At 44.7% G+C, this 25,450-nt stretch carries 19 protein-coding genes and 1 tRNA gene; 3 read left to right on the forward strand and 17 right to left on the reverse strand.

Annotated features, from left to right (window positions below):
- Positions 1-126 precede the first annotated feature (126 nt).
- From sufD to sufB, 3 genes are all read right to left on the reverse strand, one after another.
- On the reverse strand, positions 127-1,488 hold the full coding sequence (sufD, locus tag Q1A18_RS15650; protein WP_299582648.1) for a Fe-S cluster assembly protein SufD: 1,362 nt from the start codon (positions 1,486-1,488) through the stop codon (positions 127-129).
- Entirely contained in the window at positions 1,485-2,234 is a 750-nt protein-coding gene (gene sufC / locus Q1A18_RS15655) for a Fe-S cluster assembly ATPase SufC (RefSeq protein WP_299582651.1), read from the reverse strand. Before sufC ends, sufD begins: the two co-directional genes overlap by 4 nt.
- 165 nt (positions 2,235-2,399) lie before the next feature.
- Positions 2,400-3,845, reverse strand: a complete 1,446-nt coding sequence (sufB, locus tag Q1A18_RS15660; protein ID WP_299582654.1) for a Fe-S cluster assembly protein SufB — start codon at positions 3,843-3,845, stop codon at positions 2,400-2,402.
- 147 nt (positions 3,846-3,992) lie between these two features.
- Here sufB and thiL point away from each other — a divergent pair, with 147 nt between their 5' ends.
- Entirely contained in the window at positions 3,993-5,027 is a 1,035-nt protein-coding gene (gene thiL, locus Q1A18_RS15665; protein WP_299582657.1) for a thiamine-phosphate kinase, read from the forward strand.
- Positions 5,028-5,122: 95 nt separating this feature from the next.
- Here thiL and Q1A18_RS15670 read toward each other — a convergent pair whose 3' ends face one another.
- The 3 genes from Q1A18_RS15670 to Q1A18_RS15680 form a co-directional block, all read right to left on the reverse strand.
- Positions 5,123-6,418: a hypothetical protein gene (locus Q1A18_RS15670; protein ID WP_299582660.1), complete on the reverse strand. Its 1,296-nt coding sequence runs from the start codon at positions 6,416-6,418 to the stop codon at positions 5,123-5,125.
- A gap of 13 nt (positions 6,419-6,431) precedes the next feature.
- Complete coding sequence (locus tag Q1A18_RS15675; protein ID WP_299582663.1) at positions 6,432-7,178, reverse strand: hypothetical protein; 747 nt, start codon at positions 7,176-7,178, stop codon at positions 6,432-6,434.
- Positions 7,179-7,492: 314 nt separating this feature from the next.
- Complete coding sequence (locus Q1A18_RS15680) at positions 7,493-9,022, reverse strand: bifunctional GNAT family N-acetyltransferase/carbon-nitrogen hydrolase family protein (RefSeq protein WP_299582666.1); 1,530 nt, start codon at positions 9,020-9,022, stop codon at positions 7,493-7,495.
- A 490-nt stretch (positions 9,023-9,512) separates the two neighbouring features.
- Here Q1A18_RS15680 and Q1A18_RS15685 point away from each other — a divergent pair, with 490 nt between their 5' ends.
- Complete coding sequence (locus tag Q1A18_RS15685; protein WP_299582671.1) at positions 9,513-11,342, forward strand: fasciclin domain-containing protein; 1,830 nt, start codon at positions 9,513-9,515, stop codon at positions 11,340-11,342.
- 95 nt (positions 11,343-11,437) lie between these two features.
- Here Q1A18_RS15685 and Q1A18_RS15690 read toward each other — a convergent pair whose 3' ends face one another.
- From Q1A18_RS15690 to tatC, 10 genes are all read right to left on the reverse strand, one after another.
- Complete coding sequence (locus Q1A18_RS15690) at positions 11,438-11,836, reverse strand: HU family DNA-binding protein (RefSeq protein ID WP_299582674.1); 399 nt, start codon at positions 11,834-11,836, stop codon at positions 11,438-11,440.
- 185 nt (positions 11,837-12,021) lie between these two features.
- On the reverse strand, positions 12,022-13,029 hold the full coding sequence (locus Q1A18_RS15695) for an alpha/beta hydrolase (RefSeq protein WP_299582677.1): 1,008 nt from the start codon (positions 13,027-13,029) through the stop codon (positions 12,022-12,024).
- Between the two features lie 92 nt (positions 13,030-13,121).
- The gene (locus Q1A18_RS15700; protein ID WP_299582680.1) at positions 13,122-13,913 is read right to left on the reverse strand and encodes an ABC transporter permease; all 792 of its coding nucleotides are present in this window, start codon (positions 13,911-13,913) and stop codon (positions 13,122-13,124) included.
- On the reverse strand, positions 13,910-14,530 hold the full coding sequence (locus Q1A18_RS15705) for an ATP-binding cassette domain-containing protein (RefSeq protein WP_299582683.1): 621 nt from the start codon (positions 14,528-14,530) through the stop codon (positions 13,910-13,912). Before Q1A18_RS15705 ends, Q1A18_RS15700 begins: the two co-directional genes overlap by 4 nt.
- 151 nt (positions 14,531-14,681) lie before the next feature.
- Positions 14,682-15,896: an ATP-dependent Clp protease ATP-binding subunit ClpX gene (clpX, locus tag Q1A18_RS15710; protein ID WP_299582686.1), complete on the reverse strand. Its 1,215-nt coding sequence runs from the start codon at positions 15,894-15,896 to the stop codon at positions 14,682-14,684.
- A 23-nt stretch (positions 15,897-15,919) separates the two neighbouring features.
- Positions 15,920-16,594: an ATP-dependent Clp endopeptidase proteolytic subunit ClpP gene (gene clpP / locus Q1A18_RS15715; protein ID WP_299582689.1), complete on the reverse strand. Its 675-nt coding sequence runs from the start codon at positions 16,592-16,594 to the stop codon at positions 15,920-15,922.
- 135 nt (positions 16,595-16,729) lie between these two features.
- Positions 16,730-18,085: a trigger factor gene (tig, locus tag Q1A18_RS15720; RefSeq protein WP_299582692.1), complete on the reverse strand. Its 1,356-nt coding sequence runs from the start codon at positions 18,083-18,085 to the stop codon at positions 16,730-16,732.
- A 142-nt stretch (positions 18,086-18,227) separates the two neighbouring features.
- Positions 18,228-18,311: transfer RNA gene (locus tag Q1A18_RS15725), tRNA-Leu, on the reverse strand.
- A gap of 86 nt (positions 18,312-18,397) precedes the next feature.
- Positions 18,398-19,120 carry an LPS export ABC transporter ATP-binding protein gene (gene lptB, locus Q1A18_RS15730; protein WP_299582695.1) on the reverse strand — a complete coding sequence of 241 codons (723 nt, stop codon included), beginning with the start codon at positions 19,118-19,120 and terminating at the stop codon, positions 18,398-18,400.
- A gap of 36 nt (positions 19,121-19,156) precedes the next feature.
- On the reverse strand, positions 19,157-20,023 hold the full coding sequence (tatC, locus tag Q1A18_RS15735; protein WP_299582698.1) for a twin-arginine translocase subunit TatC: 867 nt from the start codon (positions 20,021-20,023) through the stop codon (positions 19,157-19,159).
- Between the two features lie 428 nt (positions 20,024-20,451).
- Between tatC and recQ the strand changes: the two genes are divergently transcribed.
- Positions 20,452-22,638, forward strand: coding sequence for a DNA helicase RecQ (gene recQ, locus Q1A18_RS15740; RefSeq protein WP_299582701.1), 2,187 nt, complete (start codon positions 20,452-20,454; stop codon positions 22,636-22,638).
- A gap of 90 nt (positions 22,639-22,728) precedes the next feature.
- Here the strand turns inward: recQ and Q1A18_RS15745 are convergent, their stop codons facing one another.
- Complete coding sequence (locus Q1A18_RS15745; RefSeq protein ID WP_299582704.1) at positions 22,729-25,356, reverse strand: valine--tRNA ligase; 2,628 nt, start codon at positions 25,354-25,356, stop codon at positions 22,729-22,731.
- Between the last annotated feature and the right edge of the window lie 94 nt (positions 25,357-25,450).

Here is a 25,450-nt window from a genome sequence, read left to right on the forward strand (position 1 = left end):
GAGAGTTCGATTTCTCTAGGCTTTATGGGACAACATATTCCAATTTTTCATTTCCATTGGCTTTACCGCTGAAAGTTTAGAAGCCAAAAAAAAGCCTCACACTAGTGAGGCTTTGATGGTATCTTGTTAATTTTTATCGCAAGCGTGGCAACGGGCCAGTTCTCCGCGAAGTCGCTTTTCGACCAGCTCATCAATCCGGTCACGAAGCGGTTCCACCCGGATGTTCTGAACCACCTCATGAGCAAAGGCATTCATCAGCATCATGCGGGCATCGGCCTCTCCAATACAACGGGCACGCAGGTAAAACAGGGCCTCTTCATCAATCTGACCAATGGTGGCACCATGGCTACATTTTACATCATCCGCATCAATAATCAGCTGCGGCTTGGTATTCATTTTGGCCGAGTCGGTCAACAACACATTGTTGTTTCTTTGGAAAGCGTTGGTTTTTTGAGCATCGCGCACCACGTGAATCCGTCCGGTAAAAGCACCTACGGAGTCCTCGTCCAACACATTCTTATACACCTGGTTACTCAAGCAATTGGGTACCGCATGTTCGATGTTGGTAAAGTTATCAACATGCTGATTTTTGTCGGTGAAGGACATGCCATACAAGTTGGCTTCTGCATGTTCACCAGCCATCTCAACCTTCAAATTGTTCCGAATCAGTCCGCCATGCAAAGTAGCTACGCTGCTTAGCAAGTTCGAATTGGCTTCCTGTCTGAAAAAGGAAGAGTTCACCGAATTGGCCTGATTGTTTTGGTTTTGAATGGTATAGATATCCAGAACGGCATCCTGACCGACAAAAACTTCCGTGACACTGTTGGTCAGAAAATCCACCGGATTCATCGTATGATCGCAAAAGATCACTTTAGCCTGGCTGTTTTTGCCGGCAATAATCAGGTTGCGCTGCGTAGCAAAAACAGGTTCTTCAGCCCGCATCAGGTTAATCACCTGGATAGGCTTTTCGACCACCACCTGATCAGGAACGTACATGAAAAAACCGTCCTGCGCAAAAGCCGTATTTAAGGCCACAATCGGATCGTCGCTCAGGCCAGCCTGACGGTTCAGGTAGTCCTTTACCAGTTCGGGCTGTTCATTGGCAACCTGCTTCAAACTTCCTACAACCACCCCTTTAGGAAGGTTGTTCAACGGTTGATTCTTCGCATAGTACCAACCATTAACCAACAGAACCACATCGGTATCCAACTGCGGAACATCGCAACGGAAGGCTTCATTCAGATCCACATCCACCGGTTGGTACTCCAGCAAGTGACGGAATGACTTTCCGAAAACCCGCTCAAGGTTGGTGTATTTGTAATTTTCGTTTTTGAAGCCGGGAATTCCCACCTTTTCAAAACGTTTAATTGCAATTTCACGCATCCGGTTGAGCAAGTCGGATGAACCTTCATCCAGCAAGCTGCGGTTTGCATGAAAAAGCTCGGTATATTTTTCGCTTAACGCGACTTTATTTGCTGTCAATGTCATAAACTATGATTTTTTAACCAGTCGTACCCTTTTTCTTCCAACTCCAAGGCCAATTCTTTGCCGGCTGATTTTACAATCTGTCCCTGGTACAAAACATGCACAAAATCCGGAACAATATAGTCTAACAGGCGCTGGTAGTGAGTAATCACAATGGTTGAACGCTCAGGGTGTTTCAAGGCGTTTACACCATCAGAAACAATTCGAAGCGCATCGATATCCAGACCGGAGTCTGTTTCATCCAAAATGGCTAATTTGGGTTCCAGCATGGCCATCTGGAAAATTTCATTTTTCTTTTTCTCCCCGCCGGAAAAACCTTCATTCACCGAACGGTTGGTTAACTGAGAATCCAGATGAACCAGTTCTTTTTTCTCCCGCATCAGTTTCAGAAACTCACCTGCTGTTAAAGGCTCCAGACCTTTAAATTTGCGCATTTCATTTACTGAGGTTTTGATGAAGTTGACCATCGGTACACCCGGAATTTCTACCGGATACTGAAAGCCCAAAAAGACACCCATACGGGCACGGTCTTCCGCTGAAAGATCCAACAAGTCTTGTCCTTCATAGATCACCTCGCCATCCAGTATCTCGTATTCTTCTTTTCCTGCCAAAACATTACCCAGGGTACTTTTTCCTGAACCATTGGGTCCCATGATGGCATGTACTTCGCCTGCTTTAATTTCAAGGTTGATTCCTTTCAGGATTTCCTTTCCTTCAATAGCAACTCTTAAATTTTTTATTGTTAGCATGTTATTCTAAGTTTCGCGTTTCGAGCTATGAGTTTCATTTGCAATCGTCCGTGATATCTGTGTGCTTCTCCCTCTTCCTTTTTTTTGAGGGATTGAAACCGGATCAGGCAAGTGACCGCCAGGCAAAAAACTCACTCAAAATCTATGATTTATATATACATTCTATTATCCAACACTTCCTTCCAAACTGATGGCCAGCAGCTTTTGGGCCTCTACGGCAAATTCCATTGGCAGCTTATTCAAGACCTCCTTGGCATAACCGTTCACAATCATTCCAATGGCATCCTCGGTTGAAATTCCCCGCTGGTTGCAATAGAAAATCTGGTCTTCGCCAATTTTGGAAGTGGTTGCCTCATGTTCCACCACCGATGATTTGTTTCCCACTTCGATGTAGGGGAACGTGTGTGCGCCACAAGTTGATCCTAGCAAGAGGCTGTCACACTGTGAAAAGTTTCGCGAATTAACGGCTCCAGGCAGTACTTTCACCAAGCCGCGGTAAGCGTTATTGCTTACGCCGGCTGAAATACCTTTGGAAATGATGGTACTTTTCGTGTTTTTCCCGATATGAACCATCTTCGTTCCGGTGTCGGCCTGCTGGTGATTGTTGGTTACGGCTACGGAATTAAACTCTCCAACCGAATTGTCGCCCATCAAAATACAGCTTGGGTATTTCCAGGTAATGGCCGAACCGGTTTCCACCTGTGTCCAGCTAATTTTTGAAGAAACACCGCGGCAAATTCCCCGTTTGGTTACAAAGTTGTAAACACCACCTTTTCCTTCTTTATTTCCCGGATACCAGTTTTGAACCGTTGAGTATTTTACTTCGGCCCGATCCAGCGCAATGATCTCAACCACGGCAGCGTGCAATTGATTTTCATCCCGCATGGGCGCGGTACATCCTTCCAGGTAGCTTACGTAGCTTTCGTCTTCAGCCACAATCAAAGTCCGCTCAAACTGGCCGGTTCCGGCTGCATTGATCCGGAAGTAGGTAGACAACTCCATGGGGCAACGAACTCCTTTGGGAATATAGCAGAAAGAACCATCGGAGAAGACAGCTGAGTTTAAAGCGGCAAAAAAGTTATCAGAGGTGGGAACAGCCATTCCCAAGTATTTTTTGATCAAGTCAGGATGTTCCTGCACGGCCTCGCTGAAAGAGCAAAAGATAATGCCTTTCTCTGCCAGGGTTTCCTTAAAGGTCGTTTTAACCGACACACTGTCAATGACCGCGTCAACAGCCACGCCAGCCAACACCTTCTGCTCCTCCAGTGGAATTCCAAGCTTGTTGAAGGTTTCGATCAAATCCGGATCTACTTCATCCAGACTCTCATACTGCGGTTTTGTTTTAGGGGCTGAATAGTAAATGATATCCTGAAAGTCAATGGGTGGAATCTTCAGATAAGCCCAATCCGGCATGGGCATTTCCAGCCACTTACGATAGGCATCCAACCGAAACTGCAGCATAAACTCAGGTTCATTCTTTTTGGCCGAAATCACCCGAATAACATCTTCATTTAAGCCTTTGGGAATTGATTCTGACTCAAAATCAGAGACAAATCCAAATTTATATTCTTGCGAGGTTACCTCATGTAATATCTTGTCTTGTTCTTCCATTATCCCACTTTTATACGTTACTTTTTCCGCTTGTAATAACAAACTTTAAAATAGACTGTTTAAAAATAATTGCAAAGATAAGGAAGTAAAGCTATTTTTGCAGGCGAAAACACTTAAATCCACACCTTAAGGTCTGATATTTAAAAAATGGATAATACTAAAAATCAAACAGCACTCTCTACTCTCGGCGAATTTGGACTCATTGACCGACTGACTCAAGCCGTCCAAATTCAACACAAGAGCACGATCAAAGGCGTTGGAGATGATGCTGCCGTACTTCGCTTTGATGACAAACAAATTGTTGTAACGACTGATCTCCTGACGGAGGGCATTCACTTCAACCTGATGTATGTCCCTCTCAAGCATCTAGGCTACAAAGCAGTGGTGGTTAATTTATCCGATGTTTTTGCCATGAATGCCCAACCTCGTCAAATTACCGTTTCGCTGGCTATTTCCAGTAAATTTTCGGTGGAAGCGATTGATGAGTTGTATGCCGGTATTCATCTGGCCTGCGAAAAATATGGCGTCGATTTGGTGGGTGGCGACACCACCAGCTCGCTAACCGGGCTGACCATCAGCATAACTGCCATTGGCGAAGCCAACGCCGAGGATGTGGTTTACCGCAGTGGTGCTCAGCTGAACGATTTGATTTGTGTTTCGGGCGATTTGGGAGGAGCCTACATGGGACTTCAACTACTGGAGCGCGAAAATGAAGTGTTCAAGGTAAACCCAAAAGAGCAGCCCAAACTGGAAGGCTATGATTATATCCTGGAGCGCCAGCTTAAGCCCGAAGCCCGCGCCGATGTCATTAGCGCCCTGAAAAGACTGGGTGTTAAACCAACGGCCATGATTGACATTTCGGATGGCTTGTCGTCTGAAATTATGCACATCTGCAAAAAATCCAATGTGGGCTGCAGCATTTACGAAGAGAAAGTTCCGCTGGATTTTCAAACCAAGAAATTTGCTGAAGAGCTAAGCATCAACCCCCTTGTGGCTGCCCTGAATGGTGGCGAAGACTATGAGTTGCTGTTTACCATTCCCCTGGCCGATCATGACAAAATAAAGAATGATCCGGACATTACCGTCATTGGGCACATTACCGAAGCCAGTGGCGGAACCAACATGATTACTGGTGCCGGGACAGCCATCGCGCTGCAGGCTCAGGGCTGGAACCCGATTTAACCAGCTCCTGCCAACATTCCGGCAATAAGAAATACAGTTAAAAAAAGAAATCCGGCCCAATGACAAAGCCGGATTTCAAACTGAATTAACTGAAATTAATTACCTGCCATAGAAATGGGAATTGACGAAAGCAAGGTAATATTTTGAAGATCGGAATAATCGTACAGGTAAAATCCGCCGTCACCAACCATAAAAAGGTAGTCATTCAAAGGAATTACATCATAGGTGTTGATATCCTCAAATTCTGCCAATAAGTGAGAACCAATCTGTAAAGGATCCGATGCATCAAAAACTTTTAAGCCGGCATCTCCATCACAAATAAACAGGACATCATCGTCGATCCCCAAGCCGTGAGGATTGGTCATCGAATAACTTGCAATGGGTGTCAACTGCGAATAGTCATCATTCATTTCAATAACATCAAGCCGGTTGACTGATCGTCCGCAAGCACCGCCATCATGCAGTGTTACATAAGCTAAATCATCCTGCACCACTACCGGATCGCAACTTGTAATATGCTGATATCGACTAATATATTTGGGGCTCTGCTCAATCTCCAGGCTGTATATCAACATGCCTGTGGTTGTTCCAAAAAACAAATGATCGTTATAAATAAACATCGTTTCAATGTTCCACCCAATGTTGTTCGAGCCTAATTCCTGCGGATTCTCCAGATCGGTAATCCGGAACGTGTACAGGGTACTATTATCCACCGTATAAAGAAAATCCTTGTACAGGCCAAAGCGAGCCATTGATCCCCCAACACCAAAGGTGGTTCCACTGCCTCCGCCAACACCGGAGTTCGTCAAAAAGCTACCGCCTGTTTCCAAACGATCAGAGAAACTATCGTAATAATAAATGGGGTAATAGTTGCGCTCAATTTCGCGCTTGACCTTCTTTATTTCCCAATCTACAACAACTCCCAATTCATCATCCACCTCTCCCAAACGGTATTCCGAATCGTACTCTGGCAACATGTAGGGAAAAATATCTTCAACGCGTCCCACTTCCTTCACCGAAGCTAAATCAGACACATCCACAGCGACCAAATCAATATAGCTATCGGCATACAAAACATTCTCTTTGATTGCAATGTCCACATTCCCGGGAATTGCAATAAATCCAACAGAATTTGGACTTGCAGGGTCTGACACATCGACCACATGAACTCCTTTCATCACCTCATTAATGAAGATGTAGTTATCTTTGAAATAGATCTTCCCCGGGTTTTCAATATCCCGGGCACTTTCCATTTTTACAGCATTGCGCAAATCGGCATAGCTCATGTAAACCGGCGAGTTTCCCAAATAAGTTTCAACAATTTTATCTTCGCAGCCTGCAAACACTACCGCAACAAACAACAGGCAACTGTATATCCATTTTGCATTCATTTCTCTCAATTTACTAGTTAAACAGAATACCTATCCGTATCGTCAGGCGATTATACTCCCGCTCCAACTTATACTCGTCCTTTCCACCCTCAAAACTCACTTGGTGAAAACGATAGCCAAATGACATCATCAAGGCCAGGTTTTCATTAAGCTGATTCACCATGCCGAAGCTAGGACTAAGCATAAATCCACCTTGACAATCCAACTTCTGGGCGGCGTAATAAGAGCTTGACCAAGGCATAATATCGTAGTAATAATTAGAGCCCACCATGATATTATCGTCGAGCGGGAAAAGATAACCCGCCTGAACTCCAACAAAAGGGGTAAACATCGACTCACGAAAATGGTACTCCAGGTTCCCAAAAACAGGCAAGTACGACTCCTCCAAAAAATCGACGCCAGTCCCCACGCCTGCATACCAGTTCGGTAACACTTTTAAATTGAAAGATGCGTCGAATGAAAAGGGCTTGGATTTATCGTTGGATGAACTTCCGATAAGCAAACCACCGGTCGTTTTGATGAAGTAAGCTTTCTGACCGCTTAAAACAGCTGTGGAGAACTTTGAACTTACAGAGTCGATTTCTGATGTCTGAAAAACCCAGGTATCCTTGCCCGAACGGACAACCACTTTTTCATCATCAACCGGGATGTGCTGTCCTTTCAGAACTGTCCCATTTTTGAGGTAGATCACTTCTTTTTTTTGAGCCTGGGCCGTCCCCATTGCCAATAAAAAAGCAAGCAAACAGACTAGCTGTTTCATAAGTTTATTTTGGTGTTTGTTTGCCTTTAAGATGTCTATTGACAAAAAAAGGTTGCGTGAGGACATTCGTTTTCTGGCACTTACAGCTAACAAGTCAGATACAGCAAGCGAAATAAGGAATTTGTTTATATCTTTCTTTTACTAAATCAACACCTCCAAGCATGTGTTATTGCAAGCAAATTCTCATATTCTTCCTGGCATTTACCCCTATTCTAACACAAGGTCAAACCGCTCAAAAAAAATACCGAATCAGTTTTACTGAGGAACTATCATAATAGTGACTTTTTTAAAAGTAAGAGAACAGCTCCTGCCAACTAGCTTCGTTTAACCTGAAAAATATCACTACGCCGATCTTTCAGGTTTCGCACACTTCCAAACTGATTTAATTCCCGAAGCAGGTCAATATCCACATCGGCTATTACAATCATCTCGGTGTTGGGTGTTGCTTCTGCCTTTATTCCATTCATGGGGAAGGAAAAATCACAGGGCGTAAAAACCATCGACTGCGCATACTGAATATCCATGTTGTGCACCTTGGGAAGATTCCCAACGCCACCAGCAATCGCCACGTAGCACTCATTCTCGATTGCACGGGCCATCGCACAGTTGCGCACGCGTGAATAGCCATTCTGGGTATCCGTCAAAAACGGAACAAACAAAATATCAACCCCTTCATCGGCCAGCAAACGGCCCAATTCGGGGAACTCTACATCGTAGCAAATCAGTACGCCAATTTTCCCACAGTCCGTTTCAATCGCTTTAAGCTCCGATCCGCCCTGCATCCCCCAAACCTTAGCTTCATCAGGAGTTACATGCAGCTTTTCAAACCGATCAACCGAACCATCGCGTTTGCAAACATAGCCGACATTGTATAAGCGGTCATTTACCATTTCAGGCATGCTACCCGTAATGATGTTAATATTGTACGAAATGGCCAACTCAGAAAACCGTCGAATAATTTCATCGGTGTGCTTAGCTAGCTCACGGATGGCTTCCGGCTCGCTTAAATGGTTATTTTCAGCCATCAAAGGAGCCATGAAAAACTCGGGAAACAAGGCAAAATCAGAGCGATATCCCGAAACCGCATCTACAAAATATTCTGCCTGATTCATCACATCATCCAGGTTTTTATAAGGACGCATTTGCCACTGAATCAATCCCAATCGCACAATCTTTTTGTTGATTACCGGCTTCCGGCTTTCTTCTTCGTAATAAATATTGTCCCATTTGAGCAGAACAGCATAATCGTTGGAAGCCTCATCTCCTTCCAGGTAGTTCTTTAGGATTTTTGACGGATAAAAGTCATTAGAAATCTGAAAGTTGAACACGGGATCCTCAATCTCCTTACGCCTGACTTTGGCAATGTATTCCTTGGGAGACATTTGGTCAGCGTATTTATGGTAATTGGGAATTCGCCCGCCAAAAGCAACGCCTTTCAGGTTTAATCGCTCACAAAGTTCTTTCCGGTAATCGTATAAACGCCGGCCAAGCCTTAAACCACGAAACTCAGGACGAATGAAAACCTCAATTCCATAGAGCAAATCGCCTTCCGGATTATGGGTATTAAACGTATAGTTTCCGGTAATTTTCCTGTAGGTATGCTGACTGCCGAACTTCGTTGAATCAACAATGATGGAGAAGGCACATCCCGCAATTTGGCCATTGACTTTCACCACTACCTGTCCCTCCGGAAAGCGGTTGATTAAAGTCTTCAGATGCGGTTTCAACCAATAAGAGTCGGGCATTTCCGGATACGACTCAATCAAGGCTTGTTTCAACTCTTCATAATCACTGAGCTTTAAAAACGACAGCTCAATATTCTCAATTTCATTTGCACTTGTCATATGCCAATAATCTCTTTAAACACTATTTTCAGTTCTTTCAACAGCTAACCGGCAGCTAAAGTTAGAACGAGTCCTCTAGAAAAAAAATATTCCGGGAATATTTTAAATAGACGACTTACTGGGAAACACAGAATTCCTCCCGAGAGAATGCCTTACACCAACCGTTGTTCACTACAATGTCTTTTCCGGTTCAACAAAGCATTAAACACCTCATTTTTTTTCAAAAACGACAAAACCAACCTTCATTATGCTGAAGATCAACAAACAACAACTAATACCATCTGGTGAATTCGGAATTAAAAGCTTACCTACAATTCAACATCAATAACTCATTAACATTTATTAACAAACAAGCCATCCCTTCTACAAACACTATAAACAAAGGAGTGTAAGATTTTTACAGCCACATTTGTTTAATACTTACACAAAATACATAAACACTTTTAGCTTACGATCCGTTTATAAGATTGAATTCAAAAACTTAACGACGATGAAAACACTTGAAAACACAAAATTGAATCCAGCCAGGTACCTATCCCTGGTAATGTTAGTCTTATTCTCTGTTGCTTTTGTTAGCTGTAACGATGACGATGATCCTGTCATGCCAGAAATCACTTCTCCTGTTGATATTGCCGCATCCCTGCAACAGATTACTGATGACCCGGCGACCTATTCCGGTCAAATTTCCGATTCGAAGCGTCAAATGCTTATTGCCCAGAATCCAAAATTTAACACCCTGATTGCCGCTATCGGAAAAGCTGGTCTGGCAGGTACAATAGCCGAAAGCAATTTAACCGTCTTTGCTCCAACTGATCAGGCGTTCGAAGAGTTATTCTCAGCACTCGGAGTCAATGGAATTGATGCACTGACAGCCGAGCAACTGAGTCCAATCCTTCTTTACCATGCTGTTGCAGGCCGTGTACTAGCCGGCGACTTGTCAAATGGTTTGGTTGAAACTGCCAACGGTGCCTACATCACCGTGGACAAATCCAATGGAGTGATGATTGACGAGGCATCGGTTGAGCTGCATGACCTACCAGCCAAAAACGGAGTTATTCACATTGTTGATAAAGTATTACTACCTCCTTCCATGGACCTGGTGGAGAAGGCGATCAGTTTCAATCCTGAGTTCTCGATTTTGGTGGATGCTGTGGTGAAAGCCGACCTGGCTACAACACTGGCCGAAGGTGGACCGTTCACCGTATTTGCCCCAACCAATGCTGCTTTCGAAGCGTTGTTTGCTGAGCTTGGCGTAGGTGGCGTGGCCGACCTGACAGCTGAGCAGTTGACTCCGATTTTACTTTACCACGTGGTTGACGGAAGTGTGTTCTCCTTCGATTTGGAAGCCGGATCAGTACCCACGCTGAATGGCGAAACTGTTGAAGTAGACCTTTCCAGCGGTGTCATGATCAATGATGCCAATGTGATCATTGCTGATCAACAAGCAACCAATGGTGTTATTCACGCCATCGACAAAGTATTATTGCCTCCAACTGATTTGGTCAGCACAGCAATCAGCTTCAATCCTGAGTTCTCGATTCTGGTTGATGCTGTGGTGAAAGCCGACTTGGCAACAACACTAGCGGAAGGTGGACCATTCACCGTATTTGCTCCTACCAATGCCGCATTTGAAGCCTTGTTTGCCGAGATTGGCGTAAGTGGTGTAGCCGACCTGACTGCCGATCAATTAACACCGATTTTACTGTATCATGTGGTTGACGGAAGTGTTTATTCCACTGATTTGGCCAATGGCTTTGTGCCTACCTTGAGCGGATCAGCCGTTGAAGTTGACCTTTCCGGTGGGGTAATGATCAATGACGCCAATGTGGCTATTGCCGATGTGAAAGCAACCAACGGGGTAATTCACGCCATCGACAAAGTGCTGCTTCCGCCAAGCATGAACCTGGTTGAAACCGCCCTGAGCTACGATCCTGAGTTCTCCATCCTGGTTGCTGCCGTTCAAAAAGCCGACTTGGTGAGCACCTTAGCAGAAGGAGGCCCATTTACCATCTTTGCGCCAACCAACCAGGCCTTTGCCGACTTATTGGAAGAGCTGGGTCCCGATTTCAACAGTCTGGATGACATTCCGGTAGACCTCTTAACCAACGTATTGCTATACCATGTGGTTGATGGCCGGGTGTACTCGAGCGACCTGGAGTCCGGAACAGTAACGACTAAAAACGGAACATTTGAACTGGATCTTTCCACACTGACCATTACCGATGCCAACGAGCGTGAGTCGGGGCTGGTTAGCGGATTGCTGAACGTACAAGCCACCAACGGAGTGATTCACGTCATCAACAAAGTGATTCTTCCATAAAACACAATCGAAATACGCCAAAAACAATAAACATTTCAGAAAGAAAAGGGAATCTCTAACCCGGGATTCCTTTCTTTTTTGTCGGAAAAGTCCGACTAATAAGCACTCCTGGCCGACTTGGCATACTCCGGAAATTTTACAGCGTCCTTTAAGTACGGACTTGGCCTGAAACTAATGTTTGCCGATTTGATTAATCGAAAGCCATCGGTTCGCGGCTCATCCGAGGCCTGGCTCTTCAGGTTTAAGCTGAAGGTTCCCAACTCACCCAATTCAACCGTACGATTATCCAACAACAATTGAGGAATCAGATCAACCAAACCAACCAGGTTGGCAATGATATCGGCCCGGCTTAGGGTTGACCGGCTGGCCAGCATATCTGCCACTTGATTCAAACTCACTTTCTTCCGTTCACAAGCCCTCGCATAATATTTATAGGCACCTCCGCCTTTTACTCCCGGGCTCGCCTGCCGAATCAAACAATACTTTACGCTCATAATTTCAGGCTTTAAAAAGTTATTAACAATTGTTAGTTTCTATTTTCATACGTATCAAATCTTAAAATGATACCTGTTAAATTAGAATTTCACAAGTATTAAAAATTTCGCCTGTCCTGAGAGAAGTATCAAGCGCCCCCAATGTTTTCAACTTGATTTCGCTATCGTTTATTTCTGAAGTCAGCTTATTCCTTTAGAAACTCCACCAGTGGCCCGATAAACCGGTCAAAGGCTTCGATGTGGGGCAAGTGTCCCACATTGTCCAGTTCAATCAAACGGGCATTGGGGATTTGCTCCCGGGTGCGCCGGCCCAGTTCGGGGTAGTTGCCCATGGTTGCCCTTACATCATCACTTACCAGTGGCTTTCCAAGCGCTGTCCGGTCGCGTTGGCCAATAATTAGCAGGGTGGGTGATTCAATGTGCTTAAACTCATAGCAAACCGGCTGCGTAAAAATCATGTCATAAGTCAGGGCTGCATTCCACGCAATACGCGGATAATCGATGTTCAGCGTCCAGCCGGCCAGCAGGTTGACCCACTCGTCGTATTCGGGCTGCCAGTTGTTATCGTAGTAACTCTCCAACTGGTATTTCCTGATCCCTTCATAGGTTTTTCCCAGCTCGTAGGCATACCACCATTGTACTGGCTGATAAGGCACTTTCAGCTTCCAGTCTTCCAACCCGATGGGATTGGCCAAAATCAACTTGTCGGTTTGTTCCGGGTACATCAGTGCGAAACGGGTGGCCAGCATGCCGCCCATGGAGTGTCCGAGTACACTAATTTTTTCAATCCCCAGGTCGTCGAGCAAGGCCTTGGTGTTGGCAGCCAGTTGCTGAAACGTGTACTGGTAATGTTCCGGTTTTGACGATTTCCCAAAACCAATCTGGTCGGGAATAATCACACGAAAACCCTGTTCGCCGGCCAAAACAGTTGCGGTTTCGCGCCAGTACGCACCGTTAAAGTTCTTGCCATGAAGCAGCAAAATGGCTTGACCATTAGGGTTAGCCGGCCTTACGTCCATAAAGGCCATTTGGTAGCTTTCGTTTTGGCTTTCGATGCTGAGGTAATTCACATCAAAAGGGTACGCGTAATTTTCGAGGTTGATACCAAGGGCTTTCAGCCCAGTTTGTTGGGCCGAAATACTGAGGCTGATTACAAGCGCCACAATCAGCAATAATGGTTTATGGAATTTCATGATGTTCCTGTTTTTATAGTATAGTAGTTTAAAACAGGAAGCGCTGCGGATGGTTTAGTGGCGAATTGTGCTTTTATTGCGGCTCGTTTGCGTTAGCCTTGATCCAGCAGGCTTTTATCCAGCTGATCGCTTTTATTGAATCCCTGCCGGATAGCAAAGAACAGCTGCAGAACATTACTGAGCAAGCTGTTGAAAAAGATAATCACCATCACCATAATCTGGTATTTCACTGCCAGCACCGGGTCGGAACCGCCAAGGATCTGTCCGGTCATAACGCCGGGAAGCGACACCAGCCCCACCGTAGCCATGGTCGCCAGATTGGGAGCCATCGCCATGCGAATCGCTTCTTTCATAAAAGGGCGGGCAGCCTCCTGTTTCGACGCACCGTTGCCCAGTAAGAAACAGTAGGTTTTCTCTTCTTTTCGAATGCTGTTGAAAAAGGTCTTTAAGGCCACAATGTTTGACTTGAGCGTATTGCCCAGCATCAGGCCCGCCACAGGAATCAGCACATCGGCCTGAAAAATATGCTCGAGCTGTACAATGGCCCAGTTGAAATACAGCAAGGTAGCCAAAGTAGGCAGCAACATGGCGATAAAAGTAGGCACCAACAACTTTTTCAGCCGTAACGAAGAGCTGCGGATACCCGAGTGGGCGGCAAACAAAACCATCAGCAGGATGTAGGCCAGATTAACCAGAATATGGTCGAGTAAAAAAATGTATTTCAGGTAAAGGGCAACAAAGCTAAGCTGCACCAACATGCGAACCACCGAAACCAACAGCTGCTTGTTTATTCCCAGCCTAAACCACCAGATCAGCAGGATGCTTGGTGCAATCAGCAGCAAGCCAAACACCAATCCGCTAATGGGTATGGTGGCCGCGTTCATGTGATTAAATTCGTGATTACTTTCATTTCGGGAATTTGCCAGGCCGGGTCATGGCTGACACAGATGACGGTCTTCCGGGTTTGGGCAACATAGTCGATGAACCGCTGCTTTTGCTTTTCATCCATGGCCGAAGTAGGCTCATCAAGTAACAGAACAGGACGGTCGAGTAGTTGGATCAGCGCCCAGCCCAACCGCTGCCGCTCGCCTCCAGAGATGATGCTGGTATTTTTAGTCAGCAGTGCTTCGGGCAAGTCAAAAGCCCGTAACTTCTCCAGCAACTTTTCTTCGGAATAGGCAACATGCTTATTCGAGTCGAATTGAAAAATTTCCTGAAAAACGTCGCGCACCTTTCCATTGGGAAAATCAACATCCTGGCTCAGGTAGGCCATCTGGCTGCGAATCTTTTGAATACTTTCCGGGCTGATCGCTTTCTTTTTATAAAACAGCTGACCGGAATCGGAATCAATAAAGCCCAGAATCAGCCGCAGCAAACTGGTTTTTCCACTTCCGGACTGAGCTGCCAGCAATACCTTATCGCCCTTGGCAATACGAAGGTTGAAGTTTTTCAGCAACTGCTTATTTCCAAGCCTGAGAGACACATCTTTGAATCGTATCATGAGGAAAGAGTATGGAAAAAGTAAGACAAAAAAAGCCGGAACATGTCCGGCTATATCTTGGAAAAGGCACAAACACATGACCATTGTTGGATTGCATTTTATGTAATCGCATGCTCATGGTTTTACCTGATTAGGTTTTATGAATCACTCTTTAGCTTGCCTTTAAACGGTGGGCATGAGCGGGATCAAGTTTTCCCTCCGCATACTCCCGGGTAATCACAAGGCTTTTTATTCCATCGGAAGGACTGTCGAACATGGCATCAATCATGATACTTTCACAAATTGAGCGCAATCCGCGGGCTCCCAAACTGAATTCCACCGCTTTATCAACAATGAATTCCAAGGCATCCTCTTCAAACGTCAAGTCAATATCGTCCAGCTTAAACAGCTTAATGTATTGCTTGATAATTGAGTTTCGGGGCTCGGTCAAAATATTGCGCAGCGCCGTACGATCCAGCGGCTCCAGGTACGCCAGCACGGGCAGACGGCCAATGATTTCAGGAATCAAGCCAAAGCTTTTCAAATCCTGAGGAGCAATGTACTGCAACATGTTGTCGCGGTCCAGGTTGTCCACCAGCTTTTGCGCGCCAAAACCAACCACCGAGGTATTCAGGCGTTTGGCAATTTTCTTTTCAATGCCATCAAAAGCACCACCACATACAAACAGGATGTTCTTGGTGTTCACCGGAATCATTTTCTGCTCCGGATGCTTACGTCCTCCCTGCGGCGGAACATTTACAATGGCACCTTCAAGCAATTTCAGCAAACCTTGCTGAACACCTTCGCCCGACACGTCGCGGGTAATGGAAGGGTTATCACCTTTACGTGCAATTTTATCCAGCTCATCAATAAAGACAATACCACGCTCGGCTGCCTCTACGTTGTAGTCGGCTGCCTGCAGCAAACGGGTCAACAAACTTTCAATATCTTCACCCACGTAGCCGGCTTCGGTTAATACCGTCGCGTCAACGATGGTGAACGGGACATGCAACATTTTTGCAATGGTGCGGGCCAGCAAGGTTTTACCGGTACCGGTTTGTCCTACCAGAATGATGTTTGATTTTTCAATCTCAGTCTCATCACTGGTCACCTTTTGGGTCAAGCGTTTGTAGTGGTTATACACCGCAACAGCTAAGGTCCGTTTGGCCTGATCCTGTCCAATTACGTATTGATCGAGAAAATCCTTAATTTCTTTTGGCTTCAACAGCTTCAACCCTGCGAGGTCAAATTCACTGTCGTGTTTCAGCTCTTCCTCAATAATAGCATAAGCTTGTTCAATGCAGTGGTCGCAAATATGACCATCCATCCCGGCAATCAACAAGTTGGTATCTTTCTTCTCTTTTCCGCAAAAAGAACATTTATCCATGATCTACTCCTCTGTTGCTATGCTTATTTATTCCTGATTAAAATATCGTCAATCATGCCATACTCTTTGGCCTCTTCCGAGGTCATCCAGTAGTCGCGATCAGCGTCTTTCTCTACTTGCTCGTAGGGGTTTTCTGAATGTTTGGCAATGATATCGTATAGTTCTTTCTTCAACTTCATAATCTCACGCGCTGTGATCTCGATATCAGACGCTTGTCCTTGTGCACCACCCATGGGCTGGTGAATCATGATCCGTGAGTGTTTCAATGCTGAGCGTTTGCCTTTGGTTCCGGCAGTCAGCAATACGGCTCCCATCGAAGCAGCCATACCGGTACAAATCGTCGCAATGTCCGGTGATATATATTGCATGGTATCGTAAATGCCGAGTCCGGCATGAACAGAACCTCCAGGACTGTTGAAATAGATCTGAATGTCCTTGCTTGGATCAGTCGACTCTAAAAACAGTAACTGAGCCTGGATGATATTGGCGATGTAATCATCAATCGGTGTTCCTAAAAAGATGATCCGGTCCATCATCAAGCGGGAGAACACATCCATTGAAGCAACGTTCAATTGTCTTTCTTCGATGATGTAGGGCGTCAGACTGTTGGTGAACAGCGAGTCGTAACGATGCATGTTCAAGCTACTAATCCCCATGTGCCCCTGGGCATATTTATGAAATTCTTTTTTATCGTTCATCTCTTTAAATTCTGGTTAAAAAAAAACTTTGTAAACTCCGGTTTCGCAATGCTTTCGACACAGAGTGCCATTGAAAGCCAAAAACGGAGTTTACAAAGTTATAAAATTATGCTATTTGCCTAAGCAGCAGTCGAATTATTTTTCGAGTAATTCGTTAAACTTGTCATGGCTGATTGGTTTCTCATCCAGGTTAACGTTTTCCTTGATGATGGCCATGATTTTATCCTCCTGCACTTTGGTTGTGATGCGACGTCTTTCTTCTTCGTTTTGAAGAATCTGATCGGCATAAGCACTCAATTGCTCGTCTGGCATGCTGAACATACCGTACTGACGGAATTGCATAGCTGCAACTTCTTTAGCCATTGCTTTCACTTCCTCAGGCTTAATGTCTACTTCGTTATCTTTCGCAATGCGATCTTTAATCAACTGCCAGCGAAGGTCTTTCATGAAATTATCGAAATCAGCTTCGATCTGCTCGTCAGTCAACTCGTTGTTTGTTTCTTTCAACCAACGTTTCAGGAATTCTTCCGGCAATTCAATGTCGATTTTTTCAACCAAAATATCACGGCTGTCGATGTTGAATTTGTAGTCGCTTGAATATTTCAGTTGCTCTTCGATATCAGCTTTCAGCTTGTTACGGAAATCTTCTTCCGTTTTGATTTCAGTTTCTTCACCAAAGGCTTTTTTGAACAAGTCTTCGTTGATTTCGGCTTTTTTGAATCGCAGAATTTCTGAAATGGTGAATTTGAAGTCTCCTTCGATGTTTTCAGCTTCTTCGTGCGAGATATTCAGCATATGACCCACTTCGTGTTTATTTTCATAAACTTTGATTGGATCGAATACAATTGTATCGCCTACTTTTTTACCTTGAATGGCTTGCTTAACCTCCTCGTCTTTCATCACATCAACCGCGATGATTACTTGCTCGGCTTTGATGCCATCTTCCAGCTCATTTCCTTCGGCATCCAACTGCACAAAGTTTCCGCGGATAGTATCTTTTTCTTCAACGGCATCAACCGTTTCATTTTCTCCAAAACGTCCGGTATATGAATCTACCTGTTGATCGATCATTTTATCATCTACTTCGATCTGGTAGTAAGGGTATTTTTTGCGCTTATCGAATTTCACTTCAACTTCAGGAGCAACGGCTACATCAAAAGCAAATTCGAAATCTTCAGCTGTTTCCCAAGAGAACTCAGGTGTTTTTTCTTCGTTTGGAAGGGGCTCTCCAAGAATATTCAATTTCTCGTCAACAATGAATTTTGACAAGTTATTTGACAACATCTTATTTACCTCTTCAGCCAGAATTGCTTTTCCGTACATCTTTTTAACCAAACCGGCAGGTACTTTCCCTGGTCTGAATCCAGGCATGTTGGCTTTCTTACGATATTCTTTTAGTTTTTCGTTTACTGTTGCTTCGTAATCGCTTTTTTCAATTTTAACAGTAATAATCGCATTTAGCTCGTTGATGTTCTCTTTTGTAATATTCATATAAATCCGCTTATGATTTTGGAAAAAGTTCAAGTAACCAAATAGTTAACTCTTATTGTCAAGTTAAACTAAAGCCTATAAATCAATAAAAACCGCATGCTCAGATTTTTTTCAATCAAGCACTACGGTTATTTTTGTTGTTTGGTGCGGGCGAAGGGACTCGAACCCCCACGTCAAAGACACTAGATCCTAAGTCTAGCGCGTCTACCAATTCCGCCACGCCCGCTAATTGCGGTGCAAATGTATGTTATTTTTTTTATTCGCCAAACAGTTTTAAAAGTTTTCTTTAAAAAAAATGGCTTGTTTTTTCCATTACCGCAAGGTGAAGTTCTGTCCCAGGTAAACCCGTCGCACATCTTCATCATTGGCCAGGTCTTCGGCGGAGCCAGCCTTCATGATTGATCCTTCGAACAATAGGTAAGAACGATCGGTAATCGACAGGGTTTCGTGCACGTTGTGGTCGGTAATTAATACCCCAATATTTTTTTCTTTCAGGGTCATCACAATTTCCTGAATATCTTCCACGGCAATGGGGTCTACCCCTGCAAAGGGCTCATCAAGTAAAATAAATTTCGGGTCAATGGCCAAGGCCCGTGCAATCTCCGTACGGCGACGCTCCCCTCCGGACAATTGAAAGCCTTTACTTTTCCGGATATGCTGCAATCGAAACTCTTCCAGCAGCGATTCCATCTTTTCCTTTTGATAACTTTTCGAATAGCTAGTCATTTCGAGCACTGCCCGCAAGTTATCTTCAATACTCAGTTGCCGAAAGACGGATGCTTCCTGCGCCAGATACCCAATGCCCAACTGAGCACGCTTGTATACCGGAAGTTTGGTAATATCGCGGTCGTCCAAAAACACTTTCCCCGAAAGCGGTTGAATCAAGCCAACAATCATATAAAAAGAGGTTGTTTTTCCGGCCCCATTGGGCCCAAGCAATCCAACGATCTCCCCTTGGTTTACCTCAATGGAAACTCCTTTTACAACAGTTCTTTTTCGGTACTTCTTGACAATGTTCTCGCCCCGTAATTTCATAATATCTATTCGCTTATCGCTTGTTGTGTAATTCTACTATATCGATTCCAGGTTTTCCTCTGCTTTTTTGTTCACCCGGCGCGAAATAATGATACCTATTTCATACAGGAAAGCCAAAGGAATACAAACCATAATCTGACTGAACACATCCGGAGGCGTGATGATTGCTGACAACAGCAACAGCGCCACGTAAGCATGTCTCCGGTAGTTTTTCATCAATTCAGGAGTTAAAATCCCAATCTTACTCAGGAAATAAACAAAGATAGGTAATTCAAAAATAACCCCGCTGGCCAGACTGATCGAGGTCACCGTACCGATATACGACCGCATATTGATCTGGTTGATCACTTCACTCGATATGGAATAAGACCCTAAAAAGTGAATGGAAAGCGGAACAATTAAATAATAGCCAAACAATACGCCGAGAATAAACAAAACGGACATATAAATAACAGCACCACCTGAATGACGGCGTTCCTTGTCATACAAGGCCGGGCTGATAAACCGCCAGATCTCATAAAAAACATAAGGCGACGAAACAATCAAGCCGGCAATGATCGAGGTCATCACGTGGGTCATGAAGTTGTCGGCCATTTTTATACTAATCAGCTGCAGCTCGGTATTGTTAATTCGAAGCGAATCGGTTCCAGTCAGTTCTGCCAGCTTGGCAAACATCCGATTGGTCCAAAAATCGGCTGTTTTCGGATTGAAAATCACCGTGTCGAAAATAAAATCTTTGTTGATAAAAGCTAAGACCGCAAACAGGACAATGGCCAGAAAAGCACGGATCAAATGCCACCTTAATTCTTCCAGATGTTCAAGAAAAGACATTTCTTCCTGTGGGTCTTTTTTGCTCTTTTTCTTATTGGATTTTTGATTCTCAGAATATTTTGTCTCAGTCATTATCGGCAATTTGGTTCAGAAAAAAGATTTAAAATTAGCTGTTTAAAAATCACGACAAATATAGTTTATATTACGGATTAAGCTTTTGTGTGAGGTCTTAATTTTTACCTGACAAAAAGAAAATCCCAAATTTTGACACACTCCTTCCAGCCATCAACCTGACAACCTCAGACTTTCAAATTGAGTGATTAACGAATAGAAAGCGCAAAAAGAATGATTTATGATTGCTTTCAATCACTTCTCCAGCCTACACATGCTTCGGGCAGTCTCAAGGACTACAACCAACTAAATACCAACAGAATACTACTCACGCTCTTTCAACTTGGCGTTATTTAAAAAAATCATTGCGAAATGAAGCATATTTTATCTATCTTAGATTCTGCGATTGTAAAAAGAAAAAGGTTTAACGTAAACAAATTCAGGCTTTTATGAAGAATGAGCTATCATTAACCGAGCAACTCCAAAAGTATTTTGGTTTTGATCGGTTTAAGGGTCAGCAGGAAGAGGTCATCAAAAGTGTTCTTGATGGGAAGGATTCTTTTGTGCTGATGCCTACGGGGGGAGGAAAGTCATTGTGCTATCAGTTGCCTGCGTTAATAATGGAAGGGACTGCTATTGTTATATCACCACTGATAGCACTAATGAAGAATCAGGTTGATTCAATCCGAAGTTTTGGTACGGACGATGGAATTGCCCACTTTTTAAATTCTTCATTAACCAAAGTGGCTATTCAAAATGTGAAGGATGATGTGCTTGCCGGAAAGACAAAACTGTTGTATGTCGCTCCGGAGTCATTGACCAAACAGGACAATATTGATTTTTTAGCCAAAGTCAATATCTCTTTTTATGCCATTGATGAAGCACACTGTATCTCTGAGTGGGGTCACGACTTTAGGCCCGAGTATCGACGAATTCGCCCCATTGTCCAAGACATCGGGGCGGCTCCAATTATGGCGTTGACGGCTACCGCCACGGCCAAAGTACAACATGACATCCAGAAAAACCTGGGCATGCTGGATGCGCGCGTGTTCAAGGCCTCCTTTAACAGGCCAAATCTTTACTACGCGGTCAAGCCCAAAATCAAACCGGAAACTCAAATCATTCGGTTTATCAAGGAAAATGAAGGAAAGTCGGGCATCATCTATTGCCTAAGCCGCAAACGAGTGGAAGAACTGGCCGAAGCGCTGCAGGTTAACGGCATCAAAGCCCTGGCCTACCACGCTGGCATGGACTCCGCTACCCGTTCCGGGAATCAGGATAAATTTCTGATGGAAGAAGTGGATGTCATTGTTGCAACCATCGCTTTTGGGATGGGTATTGACAAGCCAGATGTTCGGTTTGTTATGCATTATGATATTCCCAAGAGCCTGGAAGGCTATTACCAGGAAACCGGACGAGCCGGACGCGATGGCGGCGAAGGACAGTGCATTGCCTTTTATTCGTATAAGGATATTCAGAAACTTGAAAAGTTCATGCAGGGCAAGCCAGTGGCCGAACAGGAAATTGGTCGCCAACTGCTGCTCGATACAGCTTCCTATGCTGAAACAGCCATTTGCCGGCGAATTATGCTGCTAAACTATTTCGGCGAAAACCTGGAAGAGCCTTGCGGCAATTGCGACAACTGCCTGAACCCAAAAGAGCAGGTGGAAGCCAGCGATGAAGTGGTTCGTGCCCTGAGAGTAATTGACGAGGTGCATGAGAAATACAAAGCCGATCACATTTCAGACATCCTGACCGGACGAATGTCCGCAGCTGTCAAATCATTCAAGCACGATCAACTAAAAACATTTGGCTCGGGCGACGACCACAGCGACCGTTTCTGGAATGCCGTTTTTCGCCAGAGCATGATTGCCGGCTTAATCAACAAGGATATCGAGAATTATGGCTTGCTGAAGATTAATGAAAAGGGACGCCAGTTTATGGAGAAACCCGAATCGTTCATGCTTGTACGCAACCACAACTACGATGAACTGGAAGAAGAAGCATCTGCATCGGGTTCGGGACCATCAGGAGGCTCCGGTGGCGATCCGGCCTTGTTTGCCATGCTGAAAGATTTGCGGAAAAAGGTGGCAAAAAAACACAAGCTTCCTCCTTTCGTAATTTTCCAGGATCCGTCGTTGGCTGATATGTCCATCCAGTATCCGATTACCTTGGAAGAAATGAAATTCATTCAGGGAGTGGGCGAAGGAAAAGCCCGGCGCTACGGTAAAGAATTTGTCGCCATGATCAAGAGCTATGTCGAGGACAATGAAATAGAGCGCCCTCAAGACATGGTGGTAAAAATGGTCGCCAATAAGTCAAAAATGAAAGTTTACATCATCCAAAGCATTGACCGCAAACTTTCGCTGGATGACATTGCCGAATCCAAAGGACTTGAGTTGAAAGACTTGATAACCGAACTGGAAGCCATTGTCAATTCAGGAACGAAAATCAACATTGACTATTATATCAACGATGTAATGGATGAAGACCATCAGGAAGAAGTGTTTGACTATTTCCGCGAAGCCGAGGAAGACTCCATCGAGGCAGCCATTGAAGAGCTGGGCGAAGATGAATACACCGAGGAAGACATTCGTCTGATGCGCATTAAGTTTATGTCAGAAATGGGGAACTAACTCCGTTCAACTAGCGATATAAAAAAACCGGCTGATTCTTCATGAATCAGCCGGTTTTTTATGTATTCAATTTAGTATCTGCCGGCAAACCTACTTCAGGTTGGCAATTTGCTCCTGCAGAACTTTTATCTTGGCCTCAGCATCGGCTTGTTTGGCTTTTTCTTTGGCCACAACCGCTTCAGGCGCTCCACTAACAAAGCGCTCATTGCTGAGTTTTTTCATCACCGAATTTAAAAAGCCCTGGGTATATTTCAGTTCTTCTTCCAGTTTCTTCAATTCTTCTTCGGCATCAATCAAATCACCCAAATCAATAAAATAGCTGGATGAATACACCCGGAATGAAGCAGCGCCTTTCACTTCTTCGTTAACCAGATTGATGGCCGATAAGTTTGCCATTTTGGCAATCACCGAATCGTACTGCTGGTTATAACCTTTATCGCCCGACTGAATCTTCAGCTCCAGCTGATCTTTCATCGGCAGGTTATTGTTGTTCCGAATATTCCGAATTCCGGCAATGGCTTCTTTTACCGATTCAAAATCGTTCAGCACGCTGGCATCCACCACTCCGGCTTCCGGCCATTGGCTGATCATGATGCTTTCGCCGTCCTGACGTTCGCGGAGCAACTGCCAGATTTCTTCTGAAATAAAAGGCATAAACGGATGCAGTATCCGCAGCACTTTATCCAATGCTTCCAACACCTCTTCATAAGTCTTTTGATCAATCGGTTGTTGGTAAGCCGGCTTCACCACTTCAAGCAACCACGATGAGAAATCATCGCGAATGGTAGTATAAACCGTCATCAAGGCATCCGAAATCCGAAACTTTTCAAAGTGATCATTAATTATTGCAATCTGTTCGTTCAATTTATGGTTGAACCAGTCGAGGGCTAAGCGCGAATGCTCGGGCTGTTTCAAAAAGCCGGCAACCTCCCATCCTTTAATCAAGCGGAAAGAGTTCCAGATTTTAGCCGTGAAGTTACGTCCCTGCTCCGTCAGCGCCTCATCAAACAGCAAGTCGTTTCCTGCAGGCGAACACAGCAGCATGCCCACCCGGACACCATCGGCACCATATTGCTTAATCAGGTCAAGCGGGTCAGGTGAATTCCCAAGCGACTTGCTCATTTTCCGACGCAGCTTATCGCGTACAATTCCCGTAAAGTAAACGTTCTTGAACGGTTTATCCTGACGGTATTCGTAGCCGGCAATAATCATTCGGGCCACCCAGAAAAAGATAATTTCCGGCGCGGTTACCAAATCATCAGTCGGATAATAATATTGAATATCCTTATTGTTCGGATCGTTGATACCATCAAACACCGAGATCGGCCACAACCAGGAAGAAGCCCAAGTGTCAAGCACATCTTCATCCTGAGTCAGGTCAGCCATTGTCAGCTGAGCGTTGCCTGTTTTTTCCTTGGCTGCCTCCAGCGCTTTTTCAGCCGTTTCGGCTACCACAAAGCTGCCATCAGCCAGGTAATACACGGGTATTTGATGCCCCCACCACAATTGACGACTGATACACCAGTCCTTCACATTGCCCATCCAGTGGCGGTAAAGGTTTTTAAATTTCTTAGGGTGAAATTCCACATCGTCAGACTCCACCGCTTCCAAAGCAGGCTTGGCCAGTTTTTCCATCGCCAAAAACCATTGGGCCGACAGTTTGGGCTCAATCACAACATCGGTACGTTCCGAATAACCAACCTTGTTTTTATAGTCTTCCTCTTTAACCAGATTGCCGGCGTCTTCCAGCATCGGGATGATTTGCTTACGCGCTTCAAAACGGTCAACCCCCACCAGCAGCTGTGCTTTTTCGCTCAGCGTGCCATCATCGTTAAAGGTATCGATGGTTTCCAGGTTGTGACGCATCCCAATTTCGTAGTCATTGATATCATGCGCCGGGGTAATTTTCAAACAACCTGTTCCAAATTCCATGTCCACGTAGTCGTCCATAATCACAGGAACACTGCGATTAACAAGCGGCACCAATACGCGTTTGCCTTTCAAGTGCTTAAAACGTTCATCTTCCGGGTTCACACACACAGCGGTATCTCCAAGGATTGTTTCCGGACGCGTGGTGGCAATGGTCACATAGTCGTCTTCGCCTTCAATCTGGTAACGGACATAGTACAATTTCGATTGCTCTTCCTTGTAGATTACCTCTTCATCGGACACAGCGGTTTTAGCCTGAGGATCCCAGTTAACCATGCGTACGCCGCGGTAAACCAACCCTTTATTGTACAGATCGACAAAAACCTTAATTACCGATTCGGAACGCGCCTCATCCATGGTAAAGCAGGTACGCTCCCAGTCGCAGGAAGCACCCAGCTTTTTCAGCTGTTCCAGGATGATTCCTCCATGCTTATCCGTCCAATCCCAGGCATGTTTCAGAAATTCCTCTCGCGTCAAGTCTTTTTTAGCAATTCCTTCGCCTTTCAGTTTAGCCACAACTTTGGCTTCCGTTGCAATGGAAGCGTGGTCTGTTCCGGGCACCCAGCAGGCATTTTTTCCGAGCATACGCGCCCGGCGCACCAGAATATCCTGAATCGTATTGTTTAGCATGTGCCCCATGTGCAGCACTCCCGTCACATTTGGTGGGGGAATTACAATGGTGTAAGGCTCACGCTCATCGGGTTCGGAGTGAAAGTAGTTCTGTTTCAACCAATACTGGTACCACTTATCCTCTACTTCAACAGGATTATACTTGCTTGGAATTTCCATTAGTTATGTGATTTTTAACGTATTCTGAATTAAGGCACAAAAATATAAAAATTCCGCTATCGCTCGTTGGTTTTCCATTGGTTTATCCACATGA

The organism is uncultured Sunxiuqinia sp. (genome assembly GCF_947495665.1).
GTDB lineage: Bacteria > Bacteroidota > Bacteroidia > Bacteroidales > Prolixibacteraceae > Sunxiuqinia > Sunxiuqinia rutila.